This window comes from Deltaproteobacteria bacterium, assembly GCA_021737785.1.
Taxonomy (GTDB): Bacteria; Desulfobacterota; DSM-4660; order Desulfatiglandales; family Desulfatiglandaceae; genus AUK324.
Genome location: JAIPDI010000047.1, coordinates 15590 through 33247, shown reverse-complemented (window position 1 = coordinate 33247; position 17658 = coordinate 15590). Strand labels below are relative to the sequence as shown.

General features: G+C 54.7%; 15 protein-coding genes, 1 pseudogene and 1 riboswitch. Of the genes and pseudogenes, 6 read left to right on the top strand and 10 right to left on the bottom strand.

Annotated elements, in window-relative coordinates:
• Positions 1-340: 340 nt before the first annotated feature.
• The 7 genes from K9N21_19185 to K9N21_19155 form a co-directional block, all read right to left on the bottom strand.
• A complete protein-coding gene (locus K9N21_19185) occupies positions 341-1195 on the bottom strand; it encodes a hypothetical protein (GenBank protein MCF8146037.1) in 855 nt (284 codons plus the stop codon).
• Positions 1188-2243, bottom strand: coding sequence for a winged helix-turn-helix transcriptional regulator (locus tag K9N21_19180; protein ID MCF8146036.1), 1056 nt, complete (start codon positions 2241-2243; stop codon positions 1188-1190). Before K9N21_19180 ends, K9N21_19185 begins: the two co-directional genes overlap by 8 nt.
• A gap of 825 nt (positions 2244-3068) precedes the next feature.
• The gene (locus K9N21_19175) at positions 3069-3626 is read right to left on the bottom strand and encodes a hypothetical protein (protein MCF8146035.1); all 558 of its coding nucleotides are present in this window, start codon (positions 3624-3626) and stop codon (positions 3069-3071) included.
• Positions 3610-3915, bottom strand: a complete 306-nt coding sequence (locus tag K9N21_19170) for a hypothetical protein (GenBank protein ID MCF8146034.1) — start codon at positions 3913-3915, stop codon at positions 3610-3612. Before K9N21_19170 ends, K9N21_19175 begins: the two co-directional genes overlap by 17 nt.
• Positions 3916-3980: 65 nt before the next feature.
• On the bottom strand, positions 3981-4268 hold the full coding sequence (locus tag K9N21_19165; protein MCF8146033.1) for a HigA family addiction module antidote protein: 288 nt from the start codon (positions 4266-4268) through the stop codon (positions 3981-3983).
• 8 nt (positions 4269-4276) lie between these two features.
• Positions 4277-4555 carry a type II toxin-antitoxin system RelE/ParE family toxin gene (locus K9N21_19160; GenBank protein MCF8146032.1) on the bottom strand — a complete coding sequence of 93 codons (279 nt, stop codon included), beginning with the start codon at positions 4553-4555 and terminating at the stop codon, positions 4277-4279.
• A gap of 94 nt (positions 4556-4649) precedes the next feature.
• A complete protein-coding gene (locus tag K9N21_19155; GenBank protein MCF8146031.1) occupies positions 4650-4820 on the bottom strand; it encodes a hypothetical protein in 171 nt (56 codons plus the stop codon).
• 106 nt (positions 4821-4926) lie between these two features.
• Between K9N21_19155 and K9N21_19150 the strand changes: the two are divergent.
• The 4 genes and pseudogenes from K9N21_19150 (at position 4927) to cobO (ending at position 9369) form a co-directional block, all read left to right on the top strand.
• A pseudogene (locus tag K9N21_19150) lies at positions 4927-6076 on the top strand (AAA family ATPase).
• A gap of 59 nt (positions 6077-6135) precedes the next feature.
• Positions 6136-6365: riboswitch (cobalamin riboswitch) on the top strand.
• A 151-nt stretch (positions 6366-6516) separates the two neighbouring features.
• The gene (locus K9N21_19145) at positions 6517-8553 is read left to right on the top strand and encodes a TonB-dependent receptor (protein MCF8146030.1); all 2037 of its coding nucleotides are present in this window, start codon (positions 6517-6519) and stop codon (positions 8551-8553) included.
• Positions 8554-8581: 28 nt separating this feature from the next.
• A complete protein-coding gene (locus tag K9N21_19140) occupies positions 8582-8782 on the top strand; it encodes a hypothetical protein (GenBank protein ID MCF8146029.1) in 201 nt (66 codons plus the stop codon).
• 71 nt (positions 8783-8853) lie between these two features.
• A complete protein-coding gene (gene cobO / locus K9N21_19135; protein MCF8146028.1) occupies positions 8854-9369 on the top strand; it encodes a cob(I)yrinic acid a,c-diamide adenosyltransferase in 516 nt (171 codons plus the stop codon).
• Between the two features lie 83 nt (positions 9370-9452).
• On the opposite strand, the gene K9N21_19130 is transcribed toward cobO, so the two are convergent.
• On the bottom strand, positions 9453-10703 hold the full coding sequence (locus K9N21_19130) for a hypothetical protein (GenBank protein ID MCF8146027.1): 1251 nt from the start codon (positions 10701-10703) through the stop codon (positions 9453-9455).
• A gap of 544 nt (positions 10704-11247) precedes the next feature.
• On the opposite strand from K9N21_19130, the gene K9N21_19125 reads away from it, so the two are divergent.
• Positions 11248-12723, top strand: coding sequence for a diguanylate cyclase (locus tag K9N21_19125; protein ID MCF8146026.1), 1476 nt, complete (start codon positions 11248-11250; stop codon positions 12721-12723).
• Positions 12720-15200, top strand: a complete 2481-nt coding sequence (tadA, locus tag K9N21_19120) for a Flp pilus assembly complex ATPase component TadA (GenBank protein MCF8146025.1) — start codon at positions 12720-12722, stop codon at positions 15198-15200. Before K9N21_19125 ends, tadA begins: the two co-directional genes overlap by 4 nt.
• Positions 15201-15278: 78 nt before the next feature.
• Here the strand turns inward: tadA and K9N21_19115 are convergent, their stop codons facing one another.
• Positions 15279-16382 carry a (Fe-S)-binding protein gene (locus K9N21_19115; protein MCF8146024.1) on the bottom strand — a complete coding sequence of 368 codons (1104 nt, stop codon included), beginning with the start codon at positions 16380-16382 and terminating at the stop codon, positions 15279-15281.
• A gap of 1 nt (position 16383) precedes the next feature.
• Positions 16384-17508 carry an FAD-binding protein gene (locus K9N21_19110; protein MCF8146023.1) on the bottom strand — a complete coding sequence of 375 codons (1125 nt, stop codon included), beginning with the start codon at positions 17506-17508 and terminating at the stop codon, positions 16384-16386.
• Positions 17509-17658: the final 150 nt, after the last annotated feature.

Here is a 17658-nt window from a genome sequence, read left to right as displayed (position 1 = left end):
AAGTGATTGTGAAGTTTCTGCATATCTCAAAAAAAGCAAAAGAAAAGTGTTCGTTTTCTGCTAATCCTTAAAAATCTAGCCGCATAACCTCACGAGCCGAAGGTTAACCGGAAAACCGGATAATATCACGTGAGTATCGCTTCTTCCGAACCAGGCACCTCCCCTCGCTGCCATTCTCGTCCAAAAGGTGAAACCCCTGAAGCTGGCCGTTATCCATTTTCGAAGGCCGATAACGGATCGATACGGTTGCAGATTTCCGATGAAGATTTCCTTCCCAACAGGCCCAAAAGGCCCTGTCAGGCAGGTATTCATCATGACCCCACTTTGGTTTCCACGGTTATCAGGGGAGCTTGCATTGGCGCAGAAGTTCGCGCACAAAACCTGCAACATCCGCCTGCAATTCAACGTTGTGCCCGGTATGGAGGAATTGGGCTACCCGGCGAGGTCCCACTCCGCCGGGGTCAGAGAAGTCGCGGCGGAGCAACTGAAGCGCCTCGCGAACCTTCTGGTCACACAGGATCGGCTTGATGTGGCTTACGACGTCTTGGATCTCAGAGCCATAGTTGCGAAGGACGTAATAGAGGTCATATGCATCCTTGTTTTCCCCCCTGGTACCGAAGGCAAGGACCTTGAGCACGATAAAGGCTCCGGGTCCACACACCCATATATCACGGCTTGCCTTTTCCCTCAGGATCGTACTGCCCTCCAGTAAAATCTCCTGTCTGTCCTGGAATGCGAGGTGAAGGCCCGGGGTTATCACCGCTGCGAAGTCCTTCTCGAGATGTCGAATCTTACCTCCTTCTTCTTGTTCATGACTCGGGGGGATAAGAAAATCGATCGTCGCCTTTAAGCGACCTGACGCACCGATCTTCCACCGTTGAAAGGTCGGGTTCCCAGCTTCATTCACATCCGGTTCAAAGCCTGCCCGACGGAGTCTTCCGGTAAGTTCCTCATACCGATCCGCGTTCAGCATTCCCAAAGAAAGCCCTAGGTCGAGATCCATGGTCCCTACGTGGCTGTTTTCGCCTTTCTGAAGGGATTCCACTGGGATTAGGAGTGAGGGGACAAGGCCCCCAACAACGACGAGTTCATCCAGGAGATCTCCGAGTTTTGTCGCGACGTAAAGACAGGTTCCTCGCACAAGCTCCGCCTGTTCCTTGGAATAGTCAAAAGCGAATGAAGGTTTTTCAGGCATCCTGTTTCCAGTTCAAATATTCTTGACGCAGTCTCATTGCCGCTTCAGCAGATCTTTCAGGTTGGGCCTTCAGATCGACATAAATCTGTACCGGATGTACGCACACAATACCGTCCCGGGCCTCTGAACCATGAAAAACCCCTTTGTCGTTAGGAACGACCAGCCAGGTGTTGGCGCCTTGATGGTCCTCACGGAAACCGAGCGCGCTGGCGAATTCATTTACCGGAGGATGGGAAAGATAGAAGGTAACAAGTCTGAAGTTGGCGAAGTGGGTGTAAAGCCAGGCAGCGCCCAAGCCGGTGGCCGCATAGTCTGTGCCTTGCTTTCCCAGCACGTCGGCTATTCGATAGAGAAGTTCCTCGCCAGAGCGGGCGGCCACGTGTCCCTTGATGATGTGATGTTTGCTAAAAGCATAAACTTCGTGCCATGCATCAAGCAACTGGTCCGGATCTCTGGGTCTCAACCGGCCGTCTTCATCCCTCTCTACCAAACCGTTTTCTTCGAGCCTTCGAACAATCCGACTCGTATATCCTTCGTCCAGACCGGTAGTTAGAGCCAACTCCCTTTGAGTGAAGCGCCTATTCGACTTGCTCAACAGGTGACGCACAATCCGAGAACTCTTGGGGGCGAAAATACTCGAAGGTCGGCCGGCGCTCTTGAATCGATTCGGCTTTCCTTGAACATCGATGAACAAACCCGGAGCCTTGATATGAGCATTTCCCGAGAGATCAATCCATGCTATCCCTTGTTCCTCACAAAAACGCCGCCCCGTTTCACCCATATATGGGACAACCAAGAGAGGAATCGCATCTTTTTCCTTTTCACCTCTCTTTTCTTTAAGCCTGTTCACAGCCAACAGCAGGGGCGCTCGCGCACTCGAACCCTTGGATGCCGCAAGAAACATATAGTCACCGGCCCTTACCAGAACGTCAGGACCAGGCCTCTTTTCGCTCACCGGGATGCTGACCTGTTCCTGTGGCAACTCCAGAAGTCGAGCCAGCATGCGAGGAAGTTCAGTGAGAGTCAGTATTTCAATAACATTTTGCATGCTTGACTAAATATCACGATTTGTTTTTTTTGTCAAGCTGATCAACTTTGTCAAGTCTATCGCGTTTTGGAGAGTTTTCTCCGGGTAGTTGGTGAACAGAATGGTAACCAACAATTGAGGCGGGGGGCTGATCCCGCGGATTCATGATGAAGATTGCGCTCCCAATTGGCCGGAAAGGCACCCGTCAGGAGTTGCGTATGGGATATTTAAGGGGATAGCACATAAGCTGAAAGCTCAAAGGTCAAAGGTCAAACCCAAAAGCCGAAGGTTCAAGATGTAAGGATGCCGGGAATTCGGTAATTATGGAAAATCATACTGCTAACCTGTAGAAAGTCAAGGAAAATCAGTTGAAATAGCGAAGGGATTTAGGGGTATCCGGTGTGGACCCGGGCCGCATTCTCATCGAACCTGTTTTTACCGTGTATCCTTTCAGAATCACACGGGTCAAGGACCTCAATTACCTTCGGGGGAAGGTATCTCGGATATAAATCATTGGATTTCATTTCGGCTGATTGTAAGGATTGATGCGTCTAATTGTAGGTTTAGGACAGCCCTTATCTCAATTGCCTGACTTATTTTGGCATGTTCAGGCCTCTGCCGACATTAGTGGCACAGCTGATTTCCTCGATCAGCACCTTCCAGCGCCGCTGCCTGTGACGGTAAAAGAGGTGAGCGAACAACCAGATGGCCGGCGTGAGCCAACCGGCCCGCTTCTCTATTTCGTCTGTGTAATTCACTTTGCCAGGCGCCACCTTCCGAAATGAGATATTGTGATTCCACACCCGCGCCAGCAGGCCGCCACGCCTATTTTATCCTGTCCGAGGATTAGGATACCTTCTTTTTCCTCTTCTGCCCAAGCATGATCTTTCTTTTTCGACGTGTTTTGAGATCGTAGGCCATGTCCCCCTGCCGGATGAACGTTGTCTCCTTATAGTTGAATCGGTCCGAAAGATACCGGATCATAGAAAACAGATCCAGCACATCAAAACCCTGGATTTTGAGGTCCCCTTTATGTCTGCAGAATTGCGGGAAAATGAGATCCTTCTCCATCCCATCAATGACAAAAGAGTGCGCTTTCAGGAAGTCCACCGTGAACATTTGAATATGCCTGCCGGCATCCAGAGATACGGAGCGTATGCTTTTGGGGGCTTGAAAATCCTTCTTGTATTGATGCGAGATATAATCCACAATGAATTCCCGAGGATCGATGACAAACCCTGTCAGGTATTTCTTGCCATTTTTATGAATGTCGATTTCAAGATAGCCGTAATCAATCTCATGTTTTTCACTCCGTGAAAGAAACTGGTCATTCCTATACCAATCCATGGTGTAGAACTCGGCAACGGATATCTTCAACCGATTTTTCTCAATCACGGCATACATATGAACCCACTCTGCTCAGCCTTTCCCCATTAGTTCCTCTGGAATGCAGATGATTGGCTGCGTCCGTTTGCCGACAATGCTCTCCGATGAGTTTCTTCAGGCAGTGCTGGCAGATGTCACATTCCGCCTGGGTTCCGTCGCCGAAAACCGACGCGTAGCCGCCGATGAATTTAACATGATGGAATTCCTGGGTTTCGAGGTCGTCGGCTGCATACTCGCGCTTGCAGACGTCGCAGATCACCGCATCGGGTTCCTCTATTGTCTTCTGGATCTGTTTGTATCTGATCATTTCTGTCTCAGTACAAGTGATTATACGGGGTCATACATCAAACGGATAGGGCCGGAAAAATGGACTCAAGCGGTTGCAATACGCTTTAAATTGCCAATATCAATGGACTGCTCTGTTTTCCAGAGATCGTATTGGAGCTGAAGCTTGAGCCAACCTTCAGGTGACCGGCCAAAGACCCTTGACAATCTCAATGCCATTTCAGGGCTAATTCCCGCTCTCCCATTTAACAGTGCCGAAAATGTCTTTCTTGTAACGCCAAGCGCCCTTGCCGCTTCGGTGACATTGATACGTAGTGGCTCAACGCAAAAGTCTCTAATAATTTCGCCAGGGTGAGGCGGATTATGCATAGCCATTTTTCCTCCTAATGATAATCTTCATAATTTACATCAAATGCATCACCGCTTTGAATCTTGAATGTAATTCGCCGGTTCCCACTGACCTTGACCGCCCAAGCGCCTTTACCATTTCCCTTGAGCGGGTGGAGACCCAGGCCTGGCAAATCCATATCTTCAAGCGTCTCAGCCGTTTCAAGGAGCGCGAGAATCTTCCTGATTCGCGCTACCTGTTGAGGATCAACACCACTGGTGATGCCGGATTCGAATAATCGTTTGAGCCCTCGATGTTTGAATTTCTGAATCATGCGACTTCAGTGTAACCAGGAACGTATCAGGTGTCAACAGGAAGTGTGGCCATGCACAAAAAAGTCACGCATTATTCCGAGTCCCTGATTCATATCATCCCCCATACGCCAGTACCCTCTCCTTGGCCTCGGCCCTCGAGATCCGGGACCAGAACCTGAGCCCCTTAAAGAAATTCTCGGAAACCGTCTTGCCCGGCTTGATCTCGATGGGGAGGAGATGATCGCCCTGGTCTGCCGCCGCAGTCGCAGCGCGTGATCCCGCCAAGGAGGGTGATGAGGATGAATCGAAAAGGTTTCAATTTCAAAAATACATTGACAATTGAAATTTTCATGATATTTTCAAGTAACACCTGGTTTTCGAGGTACCGCAAATGATCCAGAGAAAACTGAACCTGCCGCCTCCAGGCAAGGAGACATTTTTTTTTGTGGGGGCCGCGCCAGACAGGCAAATCAACGCTCCTGAAGGCCGTCTATCCTGACGCGGTGTGGATCGACCTGCTAAAGGCTGAAGTGTTTCGCCGCTATCTCAACCATCCTGAATTCCTCCGCCAGGAAACGCCCCGTGTGGGAACCATGCCGTTTGTCGTGATCGACGAAGTCCAGAAACTGCCGCCCCTTCTTGATGAGGTCCACTGGCTGCACGAAAACCGCCATATGCATTTTGCCCTTTGCGGATCAAGCGCCAGAAAGGTCAGACGCGGCCACGCCAATCTCCTGGGCGGCAGGGCCATCCAATATGAGTTGTTCGGCTTCAGCGCTGCAGAACTGGGCCCTGACTTTGATCTGAACAGGCTTCTGAATAACGGATACCTCCCCCCCATATATCTTGCCGACCGGCCGGATCGATTACTGAATGCCTATGTTGCCGATTATCTGAAAGAGGAAGTCGCAGCCGAGGGACTGGTGCGGAATCTGCCTGTGTTTTCGAGTTTTCTGAATATGGCGGCACTTTCCGACACGGAGACGGTCAACTTTTCCACCATTGCCCGCGACTGCGGCGTTTCCAGCCAGACCATCAAAGGATATTTTGAGATCCTGGAAGATACCCTGTTGGGCAAATGGCTGCCCAGTTATCGAAAACGTCCCAAGAGACGAGTGGCTGCATCATCGAAATTCTATTTTTCCGATGTGGGGGTTGTCAATTTTCTGGCCAAGCGGGGGCACATCGAACAGGGGTCAGAATTGTTCGGCAAAGCATTTGAAAACTGGTGCTTCCATGAACTGAGCGCCTATAATGCATATAACGAGGCATTTGCAGAATTTTATTATTGGCGACTTGCGGGCGGTACGGAAGTCGATTTTATCATCAACGACATGGAGTTCGCCGTGGAATCAAAGGCCGTCCGAAAAGTCTCGGCGGATCACCTCAAAGGCCTCCGAAGCCTGAAGCTTGATCACCCCGCCATTAAGCGAAGGCTCATCGTTTGTTGCGAGGATAGACCGAGAATGACTGACGATGATATAGAAATTGTTCCCGCAAGAGAGTTTATGGAAATGCTGTGGGACGGTGAAATCTTTTGAATCAAGATAAGGAGGACGCCCGCAGAATTTTTCTTGACATCCGTTTATCTATTTCTCTATTCTCATGTGCAAGTCTAGGTGCTCGTTTAGAGCTTAATAGGGAACGCCGTAAAAAACGGGACGGGCCCGCCGCTGTGACCCTCTCCCTCTTTCTTTGGACCTGAAGAGGAGGGAACCCTTTCAGCATATTGTGCCACTGTCAGAACTCAGGTGCCAGGTGAGTGACTGATGGGAAGGCCGCTGTAAGGGGAGGGGAGTCAGAAGACCTGCCTGGATTGTAGCGGGAGCTGTAACCTTCGCGGACTGTGGGTGACGGCTGGATCTTGCGGATAAAACAGGGACATCCCCGGATCGATCAATTTCGGTCCGGGGATTTTTTTTTGCACCGGGCCGTTGGCGTGAAACACCCAACCGTATGGGAGGAAAAAGGAGGATTTGACATGAAAAGAGCGTTTTTAGTGATTTCAAGTCTGATGACCTTGACGGTGTTCCCTGCATTCTGCATGGCCGAGAACGGTCAAAAAAGCGATGTACCGATGGAAACGCTTGAAGAAGTTGTGGTTTCAGCCACAAAGACCCCGGAGAAGCGGAAAGATGTTCCGAACGCGGTGATCATCATAGACGAATTGCAGATCGAGGAGTCTCCGGCAAAGACCCTTGGCGAACTCCTGGCCAACGAGCCGGGCATTGACTGGCGGACCTATGGAGATTATGGGGGAGCTGCCGGACAAATTCACATAAGGGGCATGGCGGGCAACGCTACGCAGGTCCGCGTCAACGGCGTCACCGTCAATTCCCCTTCTCTCGGCCCTGCGGATGTAAGCAAGATCCCGCTGAACAGCATTGAACGGATCGAGGTGGTCAAGGGTTCGGGATCGGTTCTGTATGGCTCAGGCGCCATGGCCGGGACCATTAACATCATCACCAAACGACCCAAGCGGGAAGAAACAGACCTCAAGGCCAGCGCCGGCTACGGTTCCCAGGGCAGCTATGGGATTGCCGCGGAGCAGGGGATGTTTGCGCTGGGCGATTTCGGATACTACGTGACGGCCAACCGGTATAAGACCGATGGATTTCGTTCCAACAGCGAAATAAGCCACAACGATGCATCCATCAATCTGGTATTGGACAAAGGGGACCTCCTGGATGTCAGTCTCTACGGCGACTATATATATCGGGATTTCGGCCGGCCGGGCGTTCAGCCGCCCGCCGGGACATCGAGTTTTTTTCTTAACGGGACGGAGCTGTACAACAGCGAGTCTGCAAGCCTGTTGGACAGGGGGAGGGACAACGATGCCCATGCGGTACTCAATATCCACAGCCGCCCGGCGGACTGGGTGGATCTCAAGTTCCGGGGAGATTACACCTATATGGGATCCTATGACTATACCCGGTATATCTCCTGGGGCACGGCGGGAGGCGCCAGGACCTGGGTGACCAACAAGGTCTTGGGGCTTGAGGGTGATGTGAACCTGAGGCCCTTTTCAGGCGCCAATCTCCTTATGGGGGTGGAATACAAGCACTATGACTGGGAGAACAAGAACACCGGCCTGGATGCTTTCGGCGCCGATACGCCGGGCTCCACGGCAAATACCGACGCCACCCTGCACACGACAGGGACCTATATGGAAGGGCAATACCGGCCCAGTCAATATGTCAAGGGGTTGGCAAGCATACGGCATGAGGATCACTCGGTCTTTGGAACAGAAGACCTTCCCCGTTTCGGCCTGATCGTGAACCCGCTCCAGAACACGGCCCTCAAATTCAATTACGGGAAGCACTTTCTGGCGCCCACGCCCAACGATCTTTACTGGCCGGCGGATCCTTATACCAGCGGGAATCCCGATCTTAAGCCCGAAATAGGCTGGCATCTGGATGCGGGGATTGAACAGGCGCTCTTTGAGAACAAGGTATTTCTGTCCCTGACCTATTTCAACTGGGACCTCAAAGACAAGATCCTCTGGGGGCCCGACAGCAATTGGGTCTGGAAACCGCAGAACCTGGATAAGGCCAAGGCCCAGGGGTGGGAAGTGGGCGTAAGGATGGGTCCCTTCTACGACCTGACCCTTGCACTGGATTATACCTATACGGACGCTGAAGAGGAAAACCCATATGTGACCCGTCGCGCCACCTACACCCCGAAGGACCTGTTCCGTGGGGATCTCACCTATTGGGCGCCTTTCGGGCTGACCGCCACGGCGATCGTCCGGTACGTGGGGGACCGGGTATATTATGGTTCGGACGAGACCCGGACCGATCCTTCCAATGTCCTTGATTCCTATGTTACCATGGACCTGAGACTTGAGCAGCGCATTTATGACCACTGGCTTCTGTCTTTACAGGGAAACAACCTGTTCAACACCTCATATGATACCTATTTCGGATCCTTTACCGACCAGATGAGCGGACAAACCAGTACGGCGGCCTTTCCAGGGGCCGGGCGGTCCGTGTTTTTTCAGGTTGTGTACGAGTTTTGATCAGAATTCAAATCCGGGGGGAAACATCATGCAGTTTTATTGGCGCATCATAGAAGAATTGAGATACTTGGGAGAGATCGTTCTTTTTCATGACCCAGGCCTTCAAAGGCAGTATCATTGGTGGCTCAGGAAGAACGCGGCGGGGCTGGCCCTCAGCAGGGAAAGCGGAAGCACAGGAAGGCGTTCCCATGTCTTGAAAAACCTGGAGAAGTTCACCTCCCTGAATTAAAGGGGGAAGGGCGTTCGGATCTTAACCCTTTTGAACGCGGTTTTCCCGCGGGTTGCACGATGAGGGAGTGAATGAAAGGATACGTTCAAGTCTATACAGGCAACGGCAAGGGAAAGACCACGGCGGCCTTCGGGCTGGTCCTGCGCGCGGTAGGGGCGGGACTCAGGGTCTTCATCGGTCAGTTTGTGAAACACTCGAAGTACAGCGAAATCAAGGCCGTGGAGAAATTGGGGGATGCCGTCACGCTGAGGCAGTACGGACGGGGAGATTTTCTCAACAGAAAACCCGATGACGCGGATATGCGAGCGGCACGGGAAGGGTTGAAAGAGATCCGGGAGATCATGTTAAGCGGCCGGTACGATATCATCATCCTGGACGAGGCCAATATCGCCACCTATTACCAGCTCTTTTCCGTGGAAGAGTTGCTGGACTTCATAGAGGCAAAGCCCGACCATGTGGAACTCGTGTTGACCGGCAGGGAGGCCGATCCCCGGGTCATAGCGGCGGCCGACTTGGTAACGGAGATGGTGGAAGTAAAACATTACTACCGGCAGGGCGTTGAGGCAAGGGTCGGCATCGAGAAATGAGACACGCCGGATTCGCCTCATTAACATAACCTGAATGCATCTGGGGGACGATCCGCGTCCTGTTCCAATCCAGGATAAGACCGCTACTCCTTCTGAATCCAGAGGAGAGCGCCCAGATATTTCCGGCTGTCCAGGACCGGCGTCAGAAAAAAACGGGCCTGACCCCCTTCGATCAGGGGACCTGAATACACAAGTTCAGTTTCATTCTCAATGGCCTTGACGATCGCCGCGGACACGGCATCCGCCTGTTCACGGAGGTCAACATCCGAGAGGCTGTTATCCCTGGGATACCCAAAGCGGCTGACGGCATTTGCATCTATAAAGGAGAGGTTGTAGACGCCCGTGCGGGTTGTCGCCGCCTGTTGAAACCATAGCAAGGCGCTTTCCTGATTTCCTCGGGCAAGGGCCTGGATCAGTGCGGGTTCGCGGGCGAGGGCACGAAGCGTATCCCGGGAAAAGGTCGCGGCGCCGGCAGATGACGCTATGCCGGCGGTATCTGACGGGTGGACGCTCACCAAACGCCAGGCCATGCCGTGGCGCGTGACGCTGACCCACCAGGTGTCTTTGCGGACCTCGTGGCGGGTTCCGGCCTGGAAATAGGAATAGGATCCCCGTCCCTTTGGTTGGGCTGCGATCCGCCTCCCCAGCTGCAGGAGTTGTGGAAAGGATTCATAGTCCGGATGGGAGAAGAGCATCCGGCCCACCTCATGGCGGTCGGCATCATAGAGGATCCTCCCGTCGGGCTGCATGGCCCAGATTTCCACCGGAATGCCTGCCAGGAGATCCTGCACAGACTTCCCGATCAGGACCCACGGCTGGAAGATGGCGCTCACCGAACCGAGGAATTTTCCATCCGATCCGAAAACCGGATGCTCCATATCCACCGCCGCCACCCCCTCCACTGTGCGAAATATATGACTCATCACCGGTTTTCTTGTGCTGAGAAGCTTTCGAACCTGTTCCTGGCCGCTGATATCCGTCCCCTCAAAAGAGCGGAAAGGCGCGGGTTCCACGAGGAGCATTATGCCCTGAGGGCTGACGGTACAGGCGTCGATCACGATATCGGCGCTCCGGGCCTGGAGTCGTCTGATGACGTCCCGTGCCGCATCACCCTTCAGGTTCATTGTAGAAAGCCTTCGGGCCGCCTCGGCCAAATCCTGATCCAGGGCCTGGAGTTGGGCCCGGACCGCCCCGGCCGCGGTCTTCAGGATGAGCGGGGTCTCAGCCGGAGGATGTTTCAGCGGGAAACGATCCATTTCAGAAGAGACAGCCGACCGGCACTGGATCCCGAATCCCAGACACAACACCATGACGCACACCACCCATCGATACATGATCCCTCCCTTCCGCGTCTGTCTCCTCAACCGGGTTCAGCACGGGATGTTACATCCGATGTGGTTGTCTGCCCTTGCATGAGCGCAGACGTGGTTTTTTCATGGGGGAGTATAGAAGAGATGGGAGTTGCGGGTCAAAGAAAATTCACCATCTCCCGCCCGGCCGGCTTGGGACCGGGATTCATGGATCTGAAGTGGAAAACCCGAATAACCTGAAACGCATACCATCTTACTTGAAAATCAGACATTTTCCTGTTAAAGAGAAAACGAATAAAAAGAATCAGCACTCTTGGCCTTCTAAAAGGGATGACGAAAGGCCTCCTGCCGAACCCGATACATAGCACATGGTTTATCACAAGGCTAAAGTGTCACAAAAAATTAAGGAATTGTGCGAAAGCACCCGATAAACAACATGGGGTCATTTCGTATCGCTGGAGACCGAACTCCCTCTTCCACCGGATGGGCAGGGAACATCGTACCTCTCTTCAGCGGCCGTGAAATCATTGAAAAGGACATGCCCGCCGGGGACAGTTGAAGGAAAGAAATGAATGATCAAAGAATCAAGGTGGTGTTGGGGGAGAATCCGGAGACCTCGGATGGATCGGTGAAGAGGATTCTGGAAAAACGGAACGCCATCCTTTTTCCCTGCAGCGACGGCCTGGAGGCAATCCGTATCTGTTTCTCCAAAGGACCGGACCTGATCATTCTGGACGCAGATCTTCCCTGCATGAACGGCTACCAATGCTCCCGCGTACTCAAGCATGACGCCCTGACCCGTGACATCCCCATTCTCCACCTGGGGACCTCCGCAACTCCCCTGGACCGTTACTGGAGCAGGGTCTGTCAGGCTGATGGATACCTGCGCCTGCCTGCGGAGGAGAGTGAACTGGAGACCGCCATTGAGGGGGCGTTGCACCGGGGAACCCCCCGTCGCAGGCTCCTCCCTCGGGTAAGCCTCGTCTCGGGATTGGAAGACCGGGACATCATCAGCCTGGCGACCCACCTTCTGGAGCATGACCTGCTCATGTCGAGCGTCCTGAACGAGATAAATCGAATAGAGGATCGGTCCGGCTCTTCCAAGGAGCTGATTGCTTCCTTGTTGGCCATCATCCACTCCCTGTTTCCCTTTTCCTATGGCGCAGCACTGCTGATGTTTGAAAAGCATACCGAACTGTACATGCGCCCGGGGGGGGACCATGGATCGAGTCTGCCTGAAAGGATCCAATCCCTCATTAGAGACCATCTGCGAGACCGGCACGGGTGTTTTCTCAAACCGGACAATGTCACCACGGTGTTTATCGATCCTGCCCCGGGGGAGGCTCTTGGATCCAATTCCGGAGATGTCTTTTTGCACACCCGGACCCGGGGACCGGTGCGTTCGGTCCTGGCCTTTGAAAATCTGAACCCGGAGACCCTGCCAAGGGAAGAACAGGATGTGCTTCATCTTGCATTGGAAACAGCGCACAGCGTGATGGAAAAAAAGATTCTTTCGATCACGACCCAGGAACTGTCTGTTATCGATGAGACCACCAGGGGCTACTCCATGATGTTTTTCAAGGAGGTCCTGGGCAGAGAACTGGCCAATGCGCGAAGAAATCACTTTCCCGTCACCCTGTTCACCCTCTTTATATCCAATTTTGGGGACCTGATTGCCGGGCTGAGCCCCGAAGACCGGCCGGGACTTCTGGAAAGCATCCATGGCGCCATCCTTCAATCCATGAGAAAGTCCGATATCATCGCCCGCCTCAGCCAGGCCGATTTTGTCTTTCTCCTGACCTACACCTCCCGGGAAAATGCCGCTATCCCGGCTGCCAGGGTCAAGGCCAAGATCGTTGAGGATGTGGCGGAAGTCTGCCCGGGCCTTGGACCGCTGGTCATTTCCATGGGGGTCAGTGAATTCGATCCGGACCGGCACCCGACCCCGGAGGCGTTCCTCAATGAGGGCATGCCGGGAAAATCCCCCGCACTTAACGGGGATCCCTCCTTGAGCGAGCGAAATCCTGCAGGAGAGATCGGATGAGCCCGTCTGAAACCCCCATCCGAATCGGTGATCTCCTGGTCCTGGAAGGGGCCATCACCGCGGCGCAGTTGGAGCGGGCCCTCACTTTCCAGGGGGCACAGAAGCTCTATCGTCCCATCGGCGAGATCCTGGTGGAACAAAAATTCATCACCCGGAATCATCTCAACCGGCTCCTCAACAAACATCAGAAGCGCATCCCCTTAGGGGAACTCCTTATCAACCAGGGGGTAATTACCCAAGATCAATTGACAGAAGCCCTGGGTCAACAGAAAAAGATCGGCGGAAAGCTGGGGGAAATTCTGGTCAAGAAGGGATTTCTCAAGGAGTCGGTCCTGGTGGATTCCCTCTCCCTCCAATTGGGCATCCTCAATATGGTCCCGGACTTCCACCTTATTGACAAGAAACTGCTCAAGGGGATCAGCGAGCAGTTCCTTAACAGGAATGAGATCATTCCTGCGTTTCAGGAGGGGGACATTCTCACGGTAATCATGAGCAATCCCCTGGACAAGCACCTGGTGCGGGACATGAGCCGATTTTTTCGCTGTACCATCCGCCCTGCCATCGCTTCTTCCACGGATATTCGGAAGGCCATCAAGCAGCATTTTCGAAGGGCTACCCTGGGGGAGAAACATCCGGAGGCAAGGAAAAAGGACCTCATCATCGGGGATCGGGACCTCTCCCTGGAGGAGGGGGACACCGTTGTAGGGGTGGTGGATTACATCATCACCAATGCCATCCTTGAAGGGGCCAGCGATATTCACATCGAGCCCAAGGAAGAGAGCATCCGGGTCCGCTACCGCGTAGACGGGATTCTCCGGCGCAAGACGGATTTGCCCCCATCCCTGGCGCTCGGACTCAGTTCCCGGATCAAGGTTCTGTGTCAGCTGGACATCGCCGAGAAAAGGAAGCATCAGGATGGTCGAATCCGGGCCCAGATTATGGACAAGGAGGTGGACCTCCGGGTATCGGTCTATGCGTCGGCCTTCGGCGAAAACATTGTTATCCGTATTCTGTATCGCAAGAGCGAGCTGATTGACATCGACCGATTGGGGATCACCCCCCAGAACAAGATCAAGTATATGCAGTTGCTGGAGTATCCCACCGGGGTGGTTCTGGTGACCGGGCCGACGGGGAGTGGGAAGACCACTACCCTGTATGCGTCCATCAATCATTTAAACGATGGCCAGACCTCCATCATCACGGTGGAAGACCCGGTCGAATATGTGATTGACGGCGTTGTCCAGGGGCAGCTCAACCCCAAGTTGGGACATACCTATGTGGATTTCATCAAATCCATGATGCGCCAGGACCCGGACGTGATCATGGTGGGCGAAATCCGTGACCCCACGGCTGCGGAAGGGGTGATCCAGGCGGCCCTCACCGGGCACAAGGTACTCACCACCTTTCATACGGAGGATACGACCGGCGCGCTGCTGCGGCTCATGGACATGGGCATAGACACCTTTCTCATCTCCTCCACCGTGATCTCAGTGCTGGCCCAGCGGCTCCTCCGGGTTCTCTGCCCCAAGTGCAAGGAGGCCTATTCGCCCGATTCGTTCCAGCTGGAGGCCCTTGGCGTGCGGGTCGAAAAGGCGGATGCATACTGCTTCTACAGGGCGGTGGGATGCCCCCATTGTGGCAATACCGGATACCGGGGCCGCACCGGGGTTCATGAACTCCTGTGCGTGAACGATGCGGTTCGGGATGCCATTTTGGGCCGCAAGACTTCCGGAGAAATCCGCCGGATCGCCCGAAGAGAAGCAGATCTGGTTACCATGCGGGAGGATGCCTTCTACAAAATCGTGAAGGGGATCACCTCGTTCGAAGAGGTGAACCGGGTGATCCCCTTTCAGCAGATGGACGCGGATTTCCGGCGAACGCCCGAAGAGATCGTTGCCCTGGCCGAAGGGGAGGCGGCTGCCGTAGATGAGATCTCCCTGGCCGTTCAAGAGAGGGCCAGGGACGGTGTTGCTGGGAGCCAAGAAGAGGCGGATGGGGATCTTTCCATCGGGTCAGGGATTCAGGCGGAGGGGTACCGGATTCGCTTCGATACGGCCGGCATCGAACAGGAGCGGGAAAAGATCGCCCAATTATTCCGGGCCTATCGACGGATGATGGATAGCCAGGGCCAGGCCCTGAACACATCCGACGGTATGGAGAGCTTCACCGAGTTCATTGTATCTGCCGTAAAAAGGGTGGAGAGTTCCTTTAAATCCCGTTTTGTAGAGTTCGCCGTGTCTGCAAGAGATGGGAGGGCTGAGCTGTTCCTGGAGACGATGATCCCCGACCGGTTGACTGCCCCTGCACAGGCCCGCGCCGCAAAAAGGAGCGCCCGGCTTCTGGACTTCCTCCTCTCTCCATCCTCCCAGGAAATCGACCTCCCGGCTGAAAGGAAAGCGGAGCCTGCCCGCAGGGTTCGATCAGGCCTCTACAAGCGGCATGTGGAAAGGCTGGAGTGGTGGGATCCGGGATCATAAGTGTCAGGTGATTTGTCAAGTGCCCCGGACCGGCTTCCGGCCGGAACGATGATCAAGGCCGACATTCACCCGGTTTATTCATTCCTTGCCCAGCAGGAGCCGGTGGATGAACTGGGGGGTGGTGTAGACCTTGAATTTTTGACTCCTGAGTTTGGCATTGCTGAGATTGTGGACGCAGGAGTTGCATTCGGTGAGGAGGATCTCGGCCCCCACCGCATCCACCTCCTCCAGCCTTCGCCGGGCCATGGCAATGGAATTGGCCGGGTAGGCCCCCCGTATCCCCCCTCCGGCCCCGCAGCAGAGGGCGTTCACCCGGTTGTTGGGGAGTTCCACAAAGTTGGGCGCTATTCTCTGAATGGTCTTTCGCGGCGCGTCGTAGATGCCCGCATGTCTTCCCAGGTCGCAGGGGTCGTGGTAGGTGACCTTCTTGCCGGTGGTGACCCCTGGGTCATACTGGCTGAGAAATTGGGAGATGTGGACCACTTCAATCCCCTCCTCCTTCAGTTCCGCGTACTGGGGCTTATCGTTGAAGGTCCGGAAGCAGTAGGGACAGCCCGTGATGACGGTTTTGCAGCCCGTGGCGAGAATGCGGTCCATGTTGGTTTTCACGTGACCCTCCTGAATGGCATGGCCCAGATCTTCCAGGACGCCTGAGCAGCAGGCCTCATCAATGAGGGTATAGTCCACCTGCAGGTGATCCAAAAGGGCGAGGATCTCTTCCGTCGCCTCCTCTTCCCGGTAGGACCCCACGCATCCCACAAAGAACACACAGGGCGCCTTCCGGTTGCGCTCCCGTCCAAAATCCGGGGGCTCTTCTTCCCCGTAGATATTGGGGCTGTTCCGGAGCACCTTGTTCATCCCCACAAAGGCCGGATGGCAGGAGCCCATTTTGACCATATCCTTTCGGACGCTCTTGATGATCTCGGGCACGTTGACCCCCGATGGGCAGTTCTTGGCGCAGCTTGCACAGGTGGTGCACTGAAACAGGGTCTCGATCAATTCGTCGCTCAGGGGGATGTTGCCGTCCATGACCTCTTTGAGCACCAGCATCTTGCCCCTGGCATTGAAGGCGGGCCGTTTCGTTAGCCCGAAGACCGGGCAGACGGCCCTGCAAAACCCGCAACTGGAGCACCTCAGCACCTGGTCCCGAAACTTCTCTTCAAATTCGTATATCGTATCCATACTATACCGCCTCCAGGGCCATCTTGCCGGGGTTGAGGATGTTGTTGGGGTCGAAAAGGCGTTTGATGCCCCTCATATATTCCATGCTCCGGGCGTCGTGCTCCATCCCCATGAACCGGGCCTTGGCCAGCCCGATCCCATGCTCGCCGGTGAGCGTGCCGCCCAACTGGATGACCTTTTCAAAGAGTTCGCCGGACGCCGCTTCCACGCGATGTATCTCTTCCTGCTGGGTCCCGTCGAAACTGATGACCGGGTGGAGGTTCCCATCGCCCGCATGACCCACCGTGGGGATGATGAGATGGTGCTTCTTGGCGAGATCCGATATGGCCCGAAGCATCTCGGGCACCTTGGACATGGGTACGGCCAGGTCTTCCACAAAGAGGTTGTTGTTGATCCGGGCCATGACCCCGTAGGCGGTCTTGCGCGCGGTCCAGAGGGCCTCGGCCTCCTCCCGGTTGTCGGCCCGCCTCACCATAAACGCCCGATTGCGTTCAAAGATCTCCACCACCCTGTTGATCTGATATTCCGTCTCTTCCCGGGTGTAGCCGTCTGTCTCGGCCACCAGGATGGCCTCCACCTCAGGCAGATTGAGGGTGGTGTTCTGGTTGATGGCCTTGAGGGTCTGCTGGTCCACGATCTCCAGGGCGCAGGGGAGGATGCCCGAGTGCATGATCTGGCTGATGGCCCTGCCCGCATCCTCCAGATCGTCGAACATGGCCATGGCCGTGGAGAGCATGGGCGGTTTGGGATTTATTTTGAGGGTGATCTCGGTAATGACCCCCAGGGTCCCCTCAGAACCCACAAAGAGCTTGGTCATGTCGTAGCCCGAAGAGGTCTTCATGCATCGGGACCCGGTGCGCATGAAACTTCCGTCTGCCAGGGCCACCTCCAGGGCCAGGACATAGTCCTTGGTGGTCCCGTACTTGGCCCCCTTGATCCCGCCTGCGTTGGTGGCCACGTTGCCGCCCAGGGTACACACGCTGCCGCTGGCCGGGTCCGGGGGGAAGAAGAACCCGTGGGGAGCCAGCTTCCTGTCCAGATCCGCATAGACCACGCCGGGCTGGACCACCACGAGGCGGTCCTCGATGTTGATCTCGAGGATCTTGTCCATCCGGCCCATATCCATGATCAGGCCCCCCCTTAGAGAGCGAGGTGCCGGCCCCCCGGGCGATTACCGGGATTCGCTCCTCATTGGCCAGACCAAGAATGGCCGCCACGTGCTCCCTCGTCAAGGGCCAGACAGCGGCATCCGGCCGGTGTTTGAACTCAGAGGCAT

Bases quoted from the DNA above. Each gene is read 5' to 3' on its own strand.
- K9N21_19185 (MCF8146037.1), bottom strand. From the start codon at position 1,195: ATGCCTGAAAAACCTTCATTCGCTTTTGACTATTCCAAGGAACAGGCG.
- K9N21_19180 (MCF8146036.1), bottom strand. From the start codon at position 2,243: ATGCAAAATGTTATTGAAATACTGACTCTCACTGAACTTCCTCGCATG.
- K9N21_19175 (MCF8146035.1), bottom strand. From the start codon at position 3,626: ATGTATGCCGTGATTGAGAAAAATCGGTTGAAGATATCCGTTGCCGAG.
- K9N21_19170 (MCF8146034.1), bottom strand. From the start codon at position 3,915: ATGATCAGATACAAACAGATCCAGAAGACAATAGAGGAACCCGATGCG.
- K9N21_19165 (MCF8146033.1), bottom strand. From the start codon at position 4,268: ATGGCTATGCATAATCCGCCTCACCCTGGCGAAATTATTAGAGACTTT.
- K9N21_19160 (MCF8146032.1), bottom strand. From the start codon at position 4,555: ATGATTCAGAAATTCAAACATCGAGGGCTCAAACGATTATTCGAATCC.
- K9N21_19145 (MCF8146030.1), top strand. From the start codon at position 6,517: ATGAAAAGAGCGTTTTTAGTGATTTCAAGTCTGATGACCTTGACGGTG.
- K9N21_19140 (MCF8146029.1), top strand. From the start codon at position 8,582: ATGCAGTTTTATTGGCGCATCATAGAAGAATTGAGATACTTGGGAGAG.
- cobO (MCF8146028.1), top strand. From the start codon at position 8,854: ATGAAAGGATACGTTCAAGTCTATACAGGCAACGGCAAGGGAAAGACC.
- K9N21_19130 (MCF8146027.1), bottom strand. From the start codon at position 10,703: ATGTATCGATGGGTGGTGTGCGTCATGGTGTTGTGTCTGGGATTCGGG.
- K9N21_19125 (MCF8146026.1), top strand. From the start codon at position 11,248: ATGAATGATCAAAGAATCAAGGTGGTGTTGGGGGAGAATCCGGAGACC.
- tadA (MCF8146025.1), top strand. From the start codon at position 12,720: ATGAGCCCGTCTGAAACCCCCATCCGAATCGGTGATCTCCTGGTCCTG.
- K9N21_19115 (MCF8146024.1), bottom strand. From the start codon at position 16,382: ATGGATACGATATACGAATTTGAAGAGAAGTTTCGGGACCAGGTGCTG.
- K9N21_19110 (MCF8146023.1), bottom strand. From the start codon at position 17,508: ATGGATATGGGCCGGATGGACAAGATCCTCGAGATCAACATCGAGGAC.